General features: G+C 41.4%; 16 protein-coding genes and 1 tRNA gene. 6 read left to right on the forward strand and 11 right to left on the reverse strand.

Annotated elements, in window-relative coordinates:
• Positions 1-9 precede the first annotated feature (9 nt).
• Entirely contained in the window at positions 10-1,290 is a 1,281-nt protein-coding gene (locus FG28_RS04050) for a membrane protein (protein WP_036380214.1), read from the reverse strand.
• The gene (locus tag FG28_RS04055) at positions 1,291-2,019 is read right to left on the reverse strand and encodes a type III pantothenate kinase (protein ID WP_036380216.1); all 729 of its coding nucleotides are present in this window, start codon (positions 2,017-2,019) and stop codon (positions 1,291-1,293) included.
• A 101-nt stretch (positions 2,020-2,120) separates the two neighbouring features.
• On the opposite strand from FG28_RS04055, the gene FG28_RS04060 reads away from it, so the two are divergent.
• Positions 2,121-2,193: transfer RNA gene (locus tag FG28_RS04060), tRNA-Phe, on the forward strand.
• 88 nt (positions 2,194-2,281) lie between these two features.
• Here FG28_RS04060 and FG28_RS04065 read toward each other — a convergent pair.
• The 6 genes from FG28_RS04065 to FG28_RS04095 all read right to left on the reverse strand — a co-directional run bounded on the left by FG28_RS04065 (position 2,282) and on the right by FG28_RS04095 (position 5,533).
• The gene (locus tag FG28_RS04065) at positions 2,282-2,689 is read right to left on the reverse strand and encodes a type II toxin-antitoxin system HicB family antitoxin (protein WP_036380218.1); all 408 of its coding nucleotides are present in this window, start codon (positions 2,687-2,689) and stop codon (positions 2,282-2,284) included.
• Positions 2,690-2,732: 43 nt separating this feature from the next.
• Entirely contained in the window at positions 2,733-2,900 is a 168-nt protein-coding gene (locus FG28_RS04070) for a type II toxin-antitoxin system HicA family toxin (protein ID WP_231562595.1), read from the reverse strand.
• A 245-nt stretch (positions 2,901-3,145) separates the two neighbouring features.
• On the reverse strand, positions 3,146-3,538 hold the full coding sequence (locus tag FG28_RS04075) for a DUF1398 domain-containing protein (protein ID WP_036380221.1): 393 nt from the start codon (positions 3,536-3,538) through the stop codon (positions 3,146-3,148).
• 215 nt (positions 3,539-3,753) lie between these two features.
• Positions 3,754-4,254, reverse strand: coding sequence for a hypothetical protein (locus FG28_RS04085; RefSeq protein ID WP_036380225.1), 501 nt, complete (start codon positions 4,252-4,254; stop codon positions 3,754-3,756).
• Positions 4,255-4,336: 82 nt separating this feature from the next.
• Positions 4,337-5,203: an HNH endonuclease gene (locus tag FG28_RS19990; RefSeq protein WP_156102200.1), complete on the reverse strand. Its 867-nt coding sequence runs from the start codon at positions 5,201-5,203 to the stop codon at positions 4,337-4,339.
• Between the two features lie 93 nt (positions 5,204-5,296).
• Positions 5,297-5,533 carry a helix-turn-helix domain-containing protein gene (locus tag FG28_RS04095; protein ID WP_051947175.1) on the reverse strand — a complete coding sequence of 79 codons (237 nt, stop codon included), beginning with the start codon at positions 5,531-5,533 and terminating at the stop codon, positions 5,297-5,299.
• Between the two features lie 61 nt (positions 5,534-5,594).
• Between FG28_RS04095 and FG28_RS04100 the strand changes: the two genes are divergently transcribed.
• Positions 5,595-6,077: a hypothetical protein gene (locus tag FG28_RS04100; protein WP_036380227.1), complete on the forward strand. Its 483-nt coding sequence runs from the start codon at positions 5,595-5,597 to the stop codon at positions 6,075-6,077.
• 220 nt (positions 6,078-6,297) lie between these two features.
• On the opposite strand, the gene FG28_RS04105 is transcribed toward FG28_RS04100, so the two are convergent.
• The 3 genes from FG28_RS04105 to FG28_RS04115 form a co-directional block, all read right to left on the reverse strand.
• The gene (locus FG28_RS04105; RefSeq protein ID WP_036380228.1) at positions 6,298-7,047 is read right to left on the reverse strand and encodes a slipin family protein; all 750 of its coding nucleotides are present in this window, start codon (positions 7,045-7,047) and stop codon (positions 6,298-6,300) included.
• 282 nt (positions 7,048-7,329) lie between these two features.
• Positions 7,330-10,671 carry a VCBS repeat-containing protein gene (locus tag FG28_RS04110; protein WP_051947176.1) on the reverse strand — a complete coding sequence of 1,114 codons (3,342 nt, stop codon included), beginning with the start codon at positions 10,669-10,671 and terminating at the stop codon, positions 7,330-7,332.
• A 147-nt stretch (positions 10,672-10,818) separates the two neighbouring features.
• Positions 10,819-11,856, reverse strand: coding sequence for an AraC family transcriptional regulator (locus tag FG28_RS04115; RefSeq protein ID WP_036380231.1), 1,038 nt, complete (start codon positions 11,854-11,856; stop codon positions 10,819-10,821).
• Positions 11,857-12,049: 193 nt separating this feature from the next.
• Here FG28_RS04115 and FG28_RS04120 point away from each other — a divergent pair, with 193 nt between their 5' ends.
• From FG28_RS04120 to cls, 4 genes are all read left to right on the forward strand, one after another.
• On the forward strand, positions 12,050-12,739 hold the full coding sequence (locus FG28_RS04120; protein WP_036380232.1) for an SOS response-associated peptidase: 690 nt from the start codon (positions 12,050-12,052) through the stop codon (positions 12,737-12,739).
• Positions 12,740-12,891: 152 nt separating this feature from the next.
• Positions 12,892-13,053 (forward strand): DUF1328 family protein, encoded by a 162-nt coding sequence (locus tag FG28_RS20435; RefSeq protein WP_067034370.1) that lies wholly within the window; start codon positions 12,892-12,894, stop codon positions 13,051-13,053.
• A 34-nt stretch (positions 13,054-13,087) separates the two neighbouring features.
• Positions 13,088-13,324: a hypothetical protein gene (locus FG28_RS04125; RefSeq protein ID WP_036380233.1), complete on the forward strand. Its 237-nt coding sequence runs from the start codon at positions 13,088-13,090 to the stop codon at positions 13,322-13,324.
• A 128-nt stretch (positions 13,325-13,452) separates the two neighbouring features.
• Positions 13,453-14,874 carry a cardiolipin synthase gene (gene cls / locus FG28_RS04130; RefSeq protein WP_036380236.1) on the forward strand — a complete coding sequence of 474 codons (1,422 nt, stop codon included), beginning with the start codon at positions 13,453-13,455 and terminating at the stop codon, positions 14,872-14,874.
• Positions 14,875-14,951 lie beyond the last annotated feature (77 nt).

Here is a 14,951-nt window from a genome sequence, read left to right on the forward strand (position 1 = left end):
ATGGCCCCATCAATTTATTTTTCTTTTTTGAAACCACCTTGCATTTAATGATAATCCTACATTGATTTTTAAATAACTTTCTTCAATCAAGGCGGCATCGCTGGTTCCCCTTCTTCCCAGCTCAAATCCAAGGTTCAAGTTTGAAAAGGCGGACTCATAGGATATGCCTCCTATGGGTAATCCTAATCCAAAAGTTATGCCAAAATTATTTATTTCCTTGTTGTTCACCTCCAAACCACTTACATCATACCGCAAACCAGCCCTGTAGGTGATTCTATTAAAGTAGCTTGACAGCGAACGGTGGTCCGGCACCCAATATCCTCCAAAGGCATAGGTGGTGGCATCATTATAGGTAACATTATCCAATGCCAAAAAGCTATTATCAAAATCACTGAACTGCTGAAAACTGTACTCAGCTCCCAAAAACCACTTTTTATCTTCACCAAATCCCAACCCCACCGTGGTTCGTGTGGGCATCTTCAATTCCGTATTTCTACGATTGGTAGCATCCAGATTTACATCTATGACCTCAATATCATCCCCGGTGACCAATGAGAAAGACCCCAATCGCTGTGAATTTTTGGACACGAGATTGGCTTGGGTGTTTACCCGAACCGAGGTGAACAGGGTGTACTTATCCTTTATGGTAGGGGTATAATTTAAAGCGTAATTAAAGTCGTATCCATTTACACGGGACTCCCGATTGTCCAAGGTTCCAAATTGCACATTCTCCACACTTTGAATCCGTTGGTACTCCAATGTGCCAAAGTTGTAATTTACGGTTGCTCCCAAACTAAGGTTTTTGATGGGTTCAAAACCAAGGGACAAATAAATTCGGTTTAAGCCGCCTTCTCCAGTAAAAACATTGGTCACGTTGGCTCCAGAACCGGTTGTGGTCTCATCCCTAAGGCTATACCCCACAGATGAGAGCGGCATCAGGCCAAAGCCCACCCCAACTTTGTTGGCTATAGGAAAACCAATGGACAAATAATCCAAATTGGTGTTGGAAATACGTTGCTCCTCGGTCCAATCCTTCAATCTATATTCTGTATGGCCGATCCCCGCGGTATAGGTGGTCAACCTTAACTTGGAGTACGCAGCGGGGTTTTGCAGGTTAATGTGGATACTATCGGCATACATAGCCATCCCGCCCATCATTTGGTTATCCACCGTTCCGGAATTTCTAAGATCTCCTATCCCAAAATATGAATATGGCGATATGGTACCGTTTTGCGCAAAAAGGCCTTGTGCGGCCACGCAAACAAAAGCAATCAAAAATTTCTTAACCATCTAACGTTTGTTGTATTCCAGCAAGCAATTGAGCCCCTCCAGGAGAAATTTAGAATTCGCAAATATGGTGTTTTTTAGCCTTTTCGCAAAAAATTGGGCGTCGCCGCCTGTTAAAATAACTGTTAAATGTTGAAAACGATTGCGATACTGCTCGATTACCCCATCCACTTCTTGCGTAACCCCATTGATCACCCCACTGTGCATGCTGGCTGCGGTTGAATTTCCAATAAAGTCCCATATTTCCTCCGGTTCCAGTAGCGGGAGCGCCGCAGTCTGGTTGTGCATGGCCTTATATCGCATTCGTATGCCGGGTGAAATGGCCCCGCCAATGTATTCCCCAAAATTATTGACCATATCATAGGTAATGCAAGTGCCGGCATCAATGACCAAGGTGTTTCCGCGCGGGTTGTGATAAAATGCAGCCGTGGCCAAGGCCACACGGTCCATGCCCAAGGTCTGGGGCGTGGCGTAGCTGTTCTTAAATGGGACTTTGGAATCGTGGGTAAGCACATGCACCTTACAGAACAGGGCCACAATATCACGTTCCTTTCGGTCCAATTTGCCTACGGAAGAAATAAGGGCATGGTTAATTTTAGGGTACTGCTCAAAGAGTCCCTTGACCTTGGAGAGAAACAGGCCCGACTCTGAACTTTGGTCATAAACGATGTTGCCATTTTCAAAAACGGCATATTTAATTAAGGTGTTGCCAATGTCTATGACCAGATTCATGCTGCAAAGATCGAGAATTGCAAAAAAAGGAATGCCTTTTTTGAGGTTTTTGTTTGTATATCCTAATTTTGAAATTATATTTGCACCCGCTTAACAGGCATGGTACCTTAGCTCAGTTGGTAGAGCAACGGACTGAAAATCCGTGTGTCCCTGGTTCGATTCCTGGAGGTACCACAAAAAACCCGGTAAATTTGCCGGGTTTTTTGTTTAAGGACTTTTTATCTGCTAAACCAAAAGATGCAATCTTGCGGGAGCGGGGGAATTAAAAAGTAACTGACTGGAGCTCCTTTCCCAAATCATGAATGGTTCCCTGAATTAATTTTAGACGCTCCTCGGATACGGTGGCCCTACCCGTGGCATATTGACGCATTAAAGAAGGGTTTATCTTTGCCCTCCTTGCAATTGCGGTGATTTTGACCTGCGGAACAAGGTAAAAGAAAGATTCAATGTTCATTTTAAACTCATATCCTTGGATCGGCAAAACCTCATCGACCCAATCCTCTTCCAACTCCACGGCAGTTTCAATATAATCATCAACCGCAACTTTAATGTTCTTTTTCAATTCTTCTAGAGTATCGCCATAGGCAGATACAACGCCTGGAAGATTTTGGGTGGTGCCCCAATACGTTCCATCGTCTGCTTTTTCTACAAACACTTTTACTGATCCCATTCCTCCTGTTTTTTGATGCCTTAGAAATCAACTCTGGGATTTCTTATTCGATCCCGGCTTGTTTTAAGATAGATTTTACTGTGCCCATGGGAACATCCTTTTTGGGATGCGGTATGGTCACTAGCCCTTTTTTCCTTGGGTGTTTAAAATGATGGTGGCTTCCTTTGGTCCTGACCAATTCCCAACCATCACTTTCCACTATCTTAATCAATTGACTTGATTTCACCAAACAAAATTATAACAAAAATGTTATATAACAAAATTGTTATACTACAATTTAATGATATGAGTACTCTAGAGGTACCACAAAAAACCCGGCAACTTTGCCGGGTTTTTTGTTTAGAAACTTTCTCTTTTAACACCTCAAGATATTACCACCGGTTGCGAAGAGAAACTGTCTGCCGAAAGGCAAACATTACTTATTTCCATTGGTAGCTGCTGGCATTTATTCATTCGTTAAAGTTTCGGGATTGGTTCAACAGCCAATATATGTCCCTTTTTATCGAGATAGGTCACTGTCATTTCAATCATATGGGTGGTCCATTTTTCAACTCCCGCCTCTGCTGCTTGTTTGCAAAATGTTGGATAATCCGTTTGTCCTTGTTGATGAATTGAGATAGCGTGTTTTAAACGGCCCGAAGAGCTACTATCATGCACCTGCATTTCAGGATATTTTGGCGCTCCGTAAAGCGCAAAATCATTTTTTCCATAATAGGTTGTCCGGCCATCCGAAACGAAATTGTCGTAGTGGGTTACCCCAATTCCCTTTAGGTCTTGGACAAATTTGGGAAAGTCGGCACCACTTTTGACTTTAGCAAATGCTTCGTGAATTTTTTCAAGGGTAAACATAGGTTATGATCTAAAGGCTATTTCAAGTTTTAACTGGGTTCAGCTTGCAGGTAACTTGTTTATAGAAAAGTAAAACACATCCCCACACCCTAAAATAAGAATAAAACCAATGAGAGGGTTGTTTTTTGCCGAAGCAATATTCTGGAGGTACCACACAAAAAACCCGGCAAATTTGCTGGGTTTTTTGTGTGGTTCTTTTTTGTTCTGACTTAATTTTAGCGAGAGCATATTGATGAAATAAAAAGGTAATGTCCATTTTTTAAAGCCTTATAAAGACTTCCTTTTTTTGTAAAAGCCAAATGCATTTTGCTTTTTCCTGTTAAATATATTTTTTCACCTTCCATTTGATACAATAAATCTACTTCAAGTACTCCACTTGAAATGCCTGCTATAATACGTATATCCTCAATTCTCACTCGCACAAAGGTTGAAGAAATCGAGGGTAACATATTCGATTCCACAAATTGTAGCGACATTTCAGTGTCTTCGTCCAATTCGTCAATTGATTTTATGAATGATCGTTTGAAATCTGGGAATTTTGAGTCTCCATAAGTTGGAAGCCCTTCGTATTGGAAGTCTTCAAAATCGCTTCGTTCATCATACGCAAAATAAAAGCTTCTATCACAATTAATTTCGGAAGCCAGTTTATTAGTTTTCTTATGAGATGCACATCCTAAAATTAAAATCACAACGGATAGTAATACTACTTTTTTCATTATTCAAGTTACTGCTAACAGTCTCAACTATAATTTTGGTGGTACAAAACCACAAGATATAATCTTTCGGGAGAGGGGTTAGTTACTTTTTAAGCCATCCATTAAACGTCTTTTTATCTTGTTTAATTCTTAATCCCATTTTTTTTGTCAAATCGTTTTCTAGTTGAACAATATGTTTTGGGTCAGAATTATATTTTTTCGCAGAATGTTTAATCCTATGAACTTTCCCATCTATAAATCCCCATCGATATTTTAAAGTATCAAAGTCAGATTCTGATATTTCGGAAGGTCTATCTGTTGTAAAAAAATCTATTAAATCTTTAAAATATTCAGCTCCTTTTACCTCGGCGATTGTTTTCTCTCCATCATTCAAGCATTCTGCGAAGTCATCTTCCGTTGGATAGAAGCCTTCATTTTCAAAAAATTCGTGTCCAAAACTGCTTATTTCTTTGATAAAGTCTATAATACTGACTTTGAACGGTTCTGATAAGTGATCAACAACGCTTGTTATTAAATAATCACCTTCAAAATTATTACCTCTTTGTCTATTACACTCAGAGCAAAGAAGTCTAATGTTTGACTCATCAGATGACCCCCCTTTTGACCAAGGAATTATATGATCAAATTCAATATCTTCATCAATTACTGATTTCTTGCAAACTTGACAAATTTGATTTTCCCTTTTCATAACCCTAAATTGGGTAACCCTTGGGATGTGTCTAGTGATTTTCCTTAACTCTTTTGTCTCCGTTAAAGGTTCAGCTACATAGAAAACAGGACAATCATGTCCAAATATTCGACAGCTTTTTTCATCATTTTCAGTTTTCAACGGGAAATCCTCAACTAATGGTCCGTATGGGCAATACTTCAATTCCCAACAAGGTTTGCAAACAGCTTTAACTCGCTCTTCCCAATTTACCTTTTTCCCCCATTTTTGAATTGAACTCATTAATTTTCTTATTTCTATGGATATTACTACATCTATATACAACTAAAAAATAGCAATAAATACTCTGATTATCAGCGGATTTATGATTCAAAATCAATCCCGAAACTCAAAAAGCTGAGAAATATCTACTTCCATTGCCCGAGCCAAATTCAGCAATGTTTTCAAAGTAATATTGGTTCTTCCATTCTCGATTCTTGATATGGTGGTTTTATCATAATCACAAACAGAAGCCACATCCAGTTGAGATAATTCCTTATCCTCTCTAATCTCTTTAATGCGTTGGCCCAATTTTTTTTGGTAGGCGACTAATATTTTGTTGTTTATTGACATCTATGTCAATATTAGTTTCTATATTCGTTGATACAGTAAACATATATGTCAACTTTTGGTCATGGAATATTTAGAATTTTTATCTAACAACTGGAGGAAGTCAAATCCAAGTCCCCCTCAAACAATTACCAACTTCCTCCACCAAAGTTCCCAAACCCAACTGCAGATCACCTTTGCCTCCCTTAACATCCGCAACCACCAAAACGGGCAATTGCTGCACCAAGTGCACCAGCTGCAGAGCCGTATCATCCTCCAAAAAATGCCACAAAAGGGGCTTGCGGAGCTAACTTTGCTGGATAATCTGGTCTTTAGTTTTTCCTTTCAATTCCAGATACCCAAAGCCCTAAAATTCCATGATGTGGAAATGCTGGCCCTGCCCCGCCCCTTGGACCAAGGCAGACTTTATTTAGATGAAGAAAAATTGCAGCTCTCTTTTCGGATAGATGCCCCAGACCCCACCCTACGGGTGGAAGTGACCCATGTGTACCAAGGCATCCTTAAATTGGAACACCCTTGCACGCCGCTTTGTGGGCAAATGCAATGAAGTTCTACCAAGGCACAAGAACACGTAAAATGTCATTTCGAAATGAGATGCAGTGCATCCATTGAGAAATCTCCCATCAAGCTTCAGATTTCTCGCATCCGCTCGAAATGACCAAAGCCAACCAACGTCATGCCGAACCCCGTTTCGGCATCCCACCCCCACAACATAAGACCCTGAAACAAGTTCAGGGTGACGTGGAAAAGGTCAAAAATTGGTAAAATCAGTCCGAATCGGTCTTTTTTGGATTCCTTGGCAGCATTTCCTCTGGGAAAGGGAAGAGGATGGTAGAGTTCTTCTCGGCCGCAATGTTCGATAGCGTTTGGTATAGCCTTAATTTTATGGCCGACGGTGATTTGTCTATCTGCACCCCTGCCTCGAGCAGTTTGCCAGCGGCCTGTTCCTCCGCCTCCGCCAAGATGACTCGGGCCCTTCTGGACCTTTCAGCCTCGGCCTGGTTGGCCATCATCCGTTTCATGTTCTCGGGCAGTTGGATGTCCTTTATCTTTACATCAATAATTTCAATGCCCCAATGTTGGGTCTCTACCTCCACAATGTTTTTGATGTTCTTGCCCATTTCTTCCCTTTTGGACAAAATGGTGTCCAGTTCAACTTTACCACAAACGTCCCGTAATGCGGCCTGCGAAAGCTGGGTAATGGCAAAACTATACTCCTCAACCTCCAAAACAGCTTTCTCTGGGTCTGTAATCTTAAAAAAAACGACCCCATCAATGCTACAGGGCACATTGTCCTCGGTCATGACCTCTTGGGAAACAACGTTAATGGTAATGACCCGAATATCCACTATCTGGATGGTCTCAACAAGGGGGATTATCCATCGAAAACCGGGCTGGAGTGTACTGATATATTTTCCAAAACGGAATTTGAGGGCTCTTTTATACTCAAAAATGATTCGTATTCCGGCCAATGCTATTAGACCAACAATTACTATAAATAAGACCGCTGGATTCATAATTCTTTATTTTAATACTGGTACCGACTCAATAAGACATTTCGGATTCAAGAAATTCTTATGTTCAAACCCCCACTAAAGTGGGAGTGATATTCAATCAGGAAATCCTGGGGCAAGAATTCGGAGAATTTTACCGATTGAAAGCACACCTATAAGGTACAAAAAATCCAACGGATCATCAAAAGCTCCAAATACTTAAAAACCAATCTAAAATTCCTGTTCTTGCCGAAGTAATATCCTGGGGTATCCTAAAAAAACCGGTACATTTTTCCAGTTTCTTTGTTACTCTCCAAAGACCAATAAAGAATCCCGGTTTTGGGTCACCACGTACCGAGTTTTGCCGTTCGTAGTCTTCACTTGTCCCATGGCCTTGGCATCGCCACTGGCGGTAAACCCACTTTTACGGCTGGGGATGGCGGTAAAACTCCCTTTGCCATCACCTTTGAGCAGCAGCCCGTTCAGGGCATCCAAACGGCCAATAAAGGTTTCGTTTCCGTAATCGTTGCCGATCAATAGCACATCCAGATGGTTATCGTGGTCCACATCGGTAATGAGCATATCGTTGATGGGCGCCAGTTGGGCCTCATTGGGCAATGGCACCAATTTAAACTTTCCATTTCCCAAATTCTCAATATAGCTGCTCTTATCCTGATTCCCGATGAGTTTTAGTGCGCCTTCCCGTTCGGCTTCGGTAAAGATATCGGCTTGGGTGGCGAGCCCATATTCTTTATAAAGGTTGAACTTCCCACGAAAAATAGGACTCTGTTGGAACATATCACCCCAAAAATTCACTGGAAAGGACTCCAACACCCCATCATTGTTCTTAAAATAAGCGAAAACGATGGGGTCCATGCTGCCATTCCCATCAAAATCTTTCCCCAAAACGGTGACCGGATTTTCCTTGCTGGGTTTGTAAAAATTGTTGGCGCCAATGTTCCCCACGATAAAATCGGTATCGCCATCGCCATCAAAATCGGCCCCGGAAATACTTTCCCACCAACCCAGTTCGTCTTCCAATCCGGTTTCCAAAAGCGGTTTAAAGCCACTTTCATGGTTCTTGAAAATGGTAACGGGCATATATTCACCAACCACGATCAAATCCAAGCGCCCGTCCATATCCACATCGTTCCACATGGCATCGGTCACCATGCCCGCTTTGGACAAATCAGGAGCCAGTTGTTGGGTCACATCCATCAATTTCCCTCGGTCATTTTTCAATAAAAAGCTTTTATCGGGATAGGGATAGGATCCCATGGGACTTCGTCCGCCCACAAAAAGGTCGGTATAGCCATCCCCGTCAAAATCTGCGGTCACCACTGTGGAGCCACTGGCATCAATAGTGGGGATGAGATTTGAAGCCAAGCCGAAATTTCCGTTGCCATCATTTACAAAAAGCCTATCGGTATGCTTGTTGCCCACGGGCATAAACTCATTGCTCCCGGAAACCATATACAGGTCCAAATCCCCATCATTTTCCAAGTCAAAAAGGGCAATCCCCTCCTCTTCGTAGGCCCAATCTTGCGCTTCGCTGAAAAGCTTTCGTTGCTCAAAAGTGCCATCGGGGTTTTGAAAAAATGCCATGGGCGAGTAGCCTGAGGAACTTCCCACCACAAAATCCTCGGTTCCATTGCCATCTAAATCCCCAATGGCCAAACAGGGCCCATTCTGGGTCAGTTTATGGGGAAGCGTCCGCTGCAAATTATAATCGATGACATCTTGTTCTTCATGTGCAAAGTCAAGTCCGTCTATATCCGTTTTTTTGGTGAGCAATGTTTTTGTTTTCGGTGGCGAAAATGGAAACGCAAGGTGTCCGTCTTCCGAAACTTTGGCGTTTTTATAATCGATGGTCTGTACTTCGTCAACCTTTACTTTTGACAGTTTTTCCAGCTTTCCATCCGGCCAAAGCACCTCAACGGATGCCACTTTATCTTGACTGCCCAGTCCAAAATGCAGGATTGGTTCCACCGAAGACATGTACCCCCGAGTGATATAATTTTCAGCGTATTGTATGCTATTGTCGGGAAACCGAAGCACCACTTTGGCGCCAATTCCCAACGGATTGTTTTTGGGCCCTTGCAATTGAAGCCTGAGAAAATGCTTGTCTGGTTGCGGTTCTAAGGTATTTTCAAAAACAAAGGCTTCTTCGTTGATGTTGTTCACCACATAATCCAAATCGCCATCGTTATCCAAATCGGCATAGGCCGCGCCATTGGAAAATGAGGGAATACTGAGGCCCCATTTTTCACTGACATCTTCAAAAGTTAAATCGCCATTATTTCGGTAGGCATAATTGGCAATCTTCACCACTGGGATGGAATCCAAAATCTGTGAGGGACTGGTAAACGGTCCAACTTTGAGTCGGAAATCTCCAAAGTCACGATCGGTAATGTCCCGGGGGAAACCGTTGGTGATCAATAAATCCCGATTTCCATCATTGTCCATATCCACCACCAAAGGTGACCAACTCCAATCGGTCTTATAGATGCCGGCCATGAGGCCAATTTCACTGTACGGCGCGTCTGGGCCATTGCCCAAATGCAGCATGTTGCGTATGTATTGGTACTCGTAATCCCAACGCTTGTTGAGCACATAATAAATGTAATTGTGCTCGCCGATGGTGGTCTTCATCCTGAGATTGCTGTCCCCGAGCATATCCAAGGTAAAAATGTCGAGAAACCCATCATTGTTGAAGTCTGATATATCCGAACCCATGGAAAACCTACTCTGATGCTTTACGTGTTTTTCAATATCATTGCGGAAAGTGCCATCTTTTTGGTTGATGTAGAGAATATCGTTGGTCATGTAATCATTGCTGATGTAAACATCGGGCCATCCGTCCATGTTGATATCGCTCACGGCCACACCCAATCCAAAGCCTTCAATAGTGATGCCCGCCTCCATAGTAATATCGGAAAAAGAACCATCGCCATTGTTCCGATAGAATCGGTCATTGCTCAAGGCGCTCCCATCCAAAACCCTAGGTCGATAATTGGTGGGAATGGCATTTCCCATTTCATCAATAATAACGTTGTTGAGGATGTAGAGGTCCAAATCGCCATCCAAATCATAATCAAAAAAGGTTGCGGCAGTACAGTTTCCTGTGTCGGCAATGCCATAGGCTTTGGCCATTTCCTTAAAAGTTGGCACGCCATCCGCATTTATCCCCTGGTTGACAAAGAGCATATTCTCCCGCTCTTTTTCATTGGGTTTTACGGAGGCGCACACATAGAGGTCCAGTAGTCCATCATTGTTGATGTCCACAATAACGGCCCCGGTGCTCCATTTATCCACAGCTTCCACTCCCGCCTCGGCGGAAACATCCTTAAACTTGAAGTCCCCCTGGTTCAGGTATAGCTTGTTGGCCACCTTTGAACCCGAGAAAAAAACGTCTTGTTTGCCATCAGCATTGAAATCGCCTACGGCGACCCCAGCACCATTATAGATAAGTTCTTCGGTGAGGATGTTGAAGGTGTCTGTTTCTTGAATAAAATTGTTGAAGGTGATTCCTGTTTCGGAAGAAGGTTTTAAGACGAACATCGGCTGTACATCCTCGGTACATGAAGTGACCATAAGGATGGTACACGATGCAATCATCAAAAAAATTCCCGAAAAACGTAAGCGCATGGTTGGTACTTTAGGTTATAAAATGAGCCTTCTCTATTATTAAGAGGGTATTTTTCCCAAAAAGAGACCAAAAGATGCAATTACGGTGTGTTAAAGCTCGCTGATGAACGAAGAAATTTATTTTTTTGGATTAAGATCGGATGGAGTTCAAGCGGTAAGCCCAACCTCCTTTTTGCTGCTTTTAAACTCACTTGGGCTGATGCCATATTTTTCCTTGAATATTTTGGAAAAATAACTTCTGCTGGTAAACCCAATGGAATAGACCACTTCTGAGATGTTCATTTCGGTGGTGTTTATCAAATCCCTTGCTACTTCCAGTCGGGCATTTCTAATATATTCCGTCACGGTTTTGTTGTAGAGCAATTTAAACCCTTCTTGCAATTTGGCCTGTGTAAGGCCAGTTTCGGCAGCTATTTCATCAAGAGAGAAATCTTTGGCGATGTTCTTTTCTATTTTCTTGGCACATTTCCTAATGGTGTTCAGTTCCCGTTTCAGCAAGGATGTTTCAGGCCCTTTGTTGAGCACTTCATTGTTGTGTTGCACAATGTGCATGGAAAGAATTTGATACACCAATCCCTCTATTTGTAGAATGCGGATCATTCCTTCAGTAGTCGTATTCCTTATTGATGACACAAGGTCCGCCATTTTTAAATTGTACGACCCGTAATAGGAGAATACATTTTTATGGTCGGTATCCAAAAACACCTCATACAGCTGTTTGTTCAACACCTCTCCCTTATTCAGTCGCTTGCTCATGAACTGATTTCTCTGTACTCGTATTACGTTGATTTTCAGTTGTATATTAGCAGGAAGATAGCCATGGTTGAATCCATTGGCTCTACTTGAAATGATTACGGATTGGTATTGTTTCATGATCTTGAGATCGGTCATTTCCTGGTGTCCGAACTTATGCCCGCAATAGCCCTCCAAACAATATATAAAACTTATAGGGTTGTAATTTGAAGAATCTGAAATTAGGGTGACCTCATCAAAAAAAGTAATATCATATTCCATTAGGCAAGCCCCCCAGTCAAAATTCAATACCCTTATTTCTCCTTTGGCGTTTTCATTGTCCACTGCAAGCACTAGCTGCCCCCATTTTTCAACAACCTTCCCTCCAATAACATTCTTGATTTGTTCAATGGTTTCAGTTGTATTCTTGGCGTTTATTTGTATTGTTATCATAGGTTGTAAATTTTTAAAGGCCGCACTAGAAGACTGCCTTGTTTAATTATTTACGAAAAAAAATGGACAAAAAGATGTCCCTTCACAAAACTTTCACATATCATTACCATTACGAATAATAGCTAATGAGTTAAGTTTTACGGTTAAAATTTGGTTTTTTCGCTATGTTGTTGAATATGAAGACTAGAAGATTATGATTTACAAACTTTCCAATGCGGTAGAACGGAAACAGATTGAGGAGGAGTTTGGCGTACATTTCAAATATCCACATTTATATACTCCCAGTGCCCTTATTGATGGCTTTAGAGAAACCAATGTTTGCATTGTCACCATGCAGAACAAGCGTAAAATTTCTTTTGCCATTTGGGGTTTAATGCCCCAAAACTTTAAAGAAGACTGGCACATTTTTCAGAACAATGCCAACACCTTGAATGTGCAACTTGAAGATTTGGAAAAAGTGAAGTGGATGAAGGAATCCTTTGTAAAACGAAGATGCCTGGTCATTGTCTCGGGTTTTTACACCCATCTCCTTAAAAATGGAAAAACCTATACGTATTATGTTACACTTCAAAACGGAAGACCTTTTTATTTGGCGGGGGTGTACAATGTTTTGGAAGATGGATTTCAATGTTGTGCCTTGATTACCACAAAGACCAATACCTTAATTTCCAGTTATCATGACATTAGCAATCTGGCTCCCATTATAATTCCAAAAGCTCAGGCAGACTTATGGTTGGTGGATGAGTTTGACATCGACAACCTTAAGGATATTATCAATAATCCCCCTGAAGTCAAACTAAAGGCCCATCTAATGGCCGATGAATTTTTCAAGGACACCATACCCCAAGATTCCATTCTATCACCGGATTTTTTCGAGAAATAACCTATACGGAAATGTAAGTCCCTCATTTATACACATTCAGATGCTAATGGGTTAACATAAAACCCGATAGAAGCAAGCTTTTACTCGAAAATGGTCCAATTTTGTAATGTACTGATTAAGAGTTAGTCAGGCAGCAACCAAAAACTATAGATATGTTACGTTGGACAGTCACCTTTATAATTTTGGCCATCATTGCTGGAATATTTGGTTTTGGTGGAATAGCCGCAGGTGCGGCGAGTATTGCCAAAATATTATTCTTCATTTTTATTGTGTTATTCATTATATCACTAATAACCGGAAGAAAAAGACTATAAATTTTACTGAATTATTAATTAAAAATAGAAACAGATGAAACGATCAATAAGTATACTACTATTGCTACTTGCTTTTGCCGCCAGTGCAAGCTTGAACAGTTGCAGGGAAACCAAGGAAAGTAAGGCCGAGGAAGCCGTAGAAGATGTTAAAGAAGGTATGGAGGAAGTTGGCGATGATATAGAAGACGCCGCTGATGATGTTGGAGATGGAATTGAAGATGCCGCAGACGATGTTGAAGATGAAATTGAAGATGCCACGGATGACCAATAACATCCTTTTGTGAAGAACCAAATCTGAACTCTGGGCAGTTAAATGTCCAGAGTTTTTTATGTGTAAAATGTGCCATTTTAGATTTTGTGCTGTAGCTTAGAGTCCTTTTCCTTAACAAAACTATCGTATTGAAGACCTTTCTGATTATTGTTCATATTGTTCTTGGGCTTTGGTCCATTGGCTCAATAATTTATCATGGAAGGCGGCCCTCCCGATCTATAGGTTGGGTTTTTGCCATTGTGGTCCTGCCCATTCTTGGAGCTGTGCTCTACTATCTTTTTGGCGTAAATCGGCGCAAGTTTAAATTTTTCAACACCAGGGAATTTTATAAACGCAAACAGTTTTCCTACGGAAATGCCCCAACTTCGGATAAATTCAAGGTCAATTTTGATTCAGATATACGCAAAAAGCGATTGAACCAACTCATCAATGCCAATTCCAACACCTTTGCCACTGGTGGGAATGCCATAACGGTGCTGCAAGATGGTGGTGAAACCTTCAACACCTTGTTCAAGGCCATGGAAGAAGCCCAAAAATTCATCCATGTGCAGTATTACATTTTGGAACGAGGTACCCTTTTTGAAAAAATGCTGGAGCTCTTTCAAAAGAAAATATCCGAAGGAGTGGAAATCCGAATCATCTATGATTCCTTCGGGAGTTACAGTCTCAGGGGCCGACCCAAAAAGCGGTTTCAGGAAATTGGAGTGAAAATTCACCCCATAATGCCCATAAGGCTCAAGAATTTATTGTTTTACCTCAACTTTAGGAACCATAGAAAGATTGTGGTAATCGATAACAAGGTGGCCTTTACGGGCGGAGTAAACATTTCAGACAAATACATTAAACACCATGGTGAACTGGGCAAATGGAAGGATACTCATTTAAAACTGGAAGGCCCCATTGTAAACGATCTTCACCAAGTTTTTCTCAAGGATTACTTTTTTGCCAGTAAAAAGGAGGAGTTCAGAATAGAGGATTACCTTTCCGAACAGTTAAAATGTGGTACGGTGGATGCACAAGTGGTGGCCGGAGGGCCAGATTCCAACCATCCTACCATTATGCAGCAATATATTGGAATGGCAAACCAAGCCCAAAAGTCCATTTGTATTGCAAATCCCTATTTTTTGCCGGGAGAGGCTTTTTTTCAGGCGCTAAAGGTAATTGCACTCCAAGGTATTGAAATCCGGTTATTGGTACCTAAAAAATCGGATTCACTGGCAGCCATGTTTGCTATGTTCTCCCAATTTGAGGAACTTTTGAACGTTGGCATAAAAATTTACCTACGAGACGATTTCTCCCATGCCAAAATACTGCTTGTTGATGATGACCTGGTCTCTATAGGCTCTGGTAATTTCGATATCCGAAGCTTTGAGTTGAATTATGAGGCCAACATCCTGATCTATAATCTAGGTATTGCCCAGGAAATGAAAAGTGAGTTCAACGCCCTTTGCGAAAAGGCTGAGCAGTTATCCTTGGAAGAATTTAAAAACCGACCTCGATGGAAGAAATTTATGGAAGGGCTTTCCAAGTTTTTTAAGCCGCTTTTGTAGTGTTTATGCCAATCTTTTTACGGCAAACATTAATTTTTTTGCGATAACCCAAAAGGACAATACCCTTAACTTTGTGC

It is taken from the genome of Muricauda sp. MAR_2010_75, from assembly GCF_000745185.1.
In the GTDB taxonomy this organism is placed as follows: Bacteria; Bacteroidota; Bacteroidia; order Flavobacteriales; family Flavobacteriaceae; genus Flagellimonas.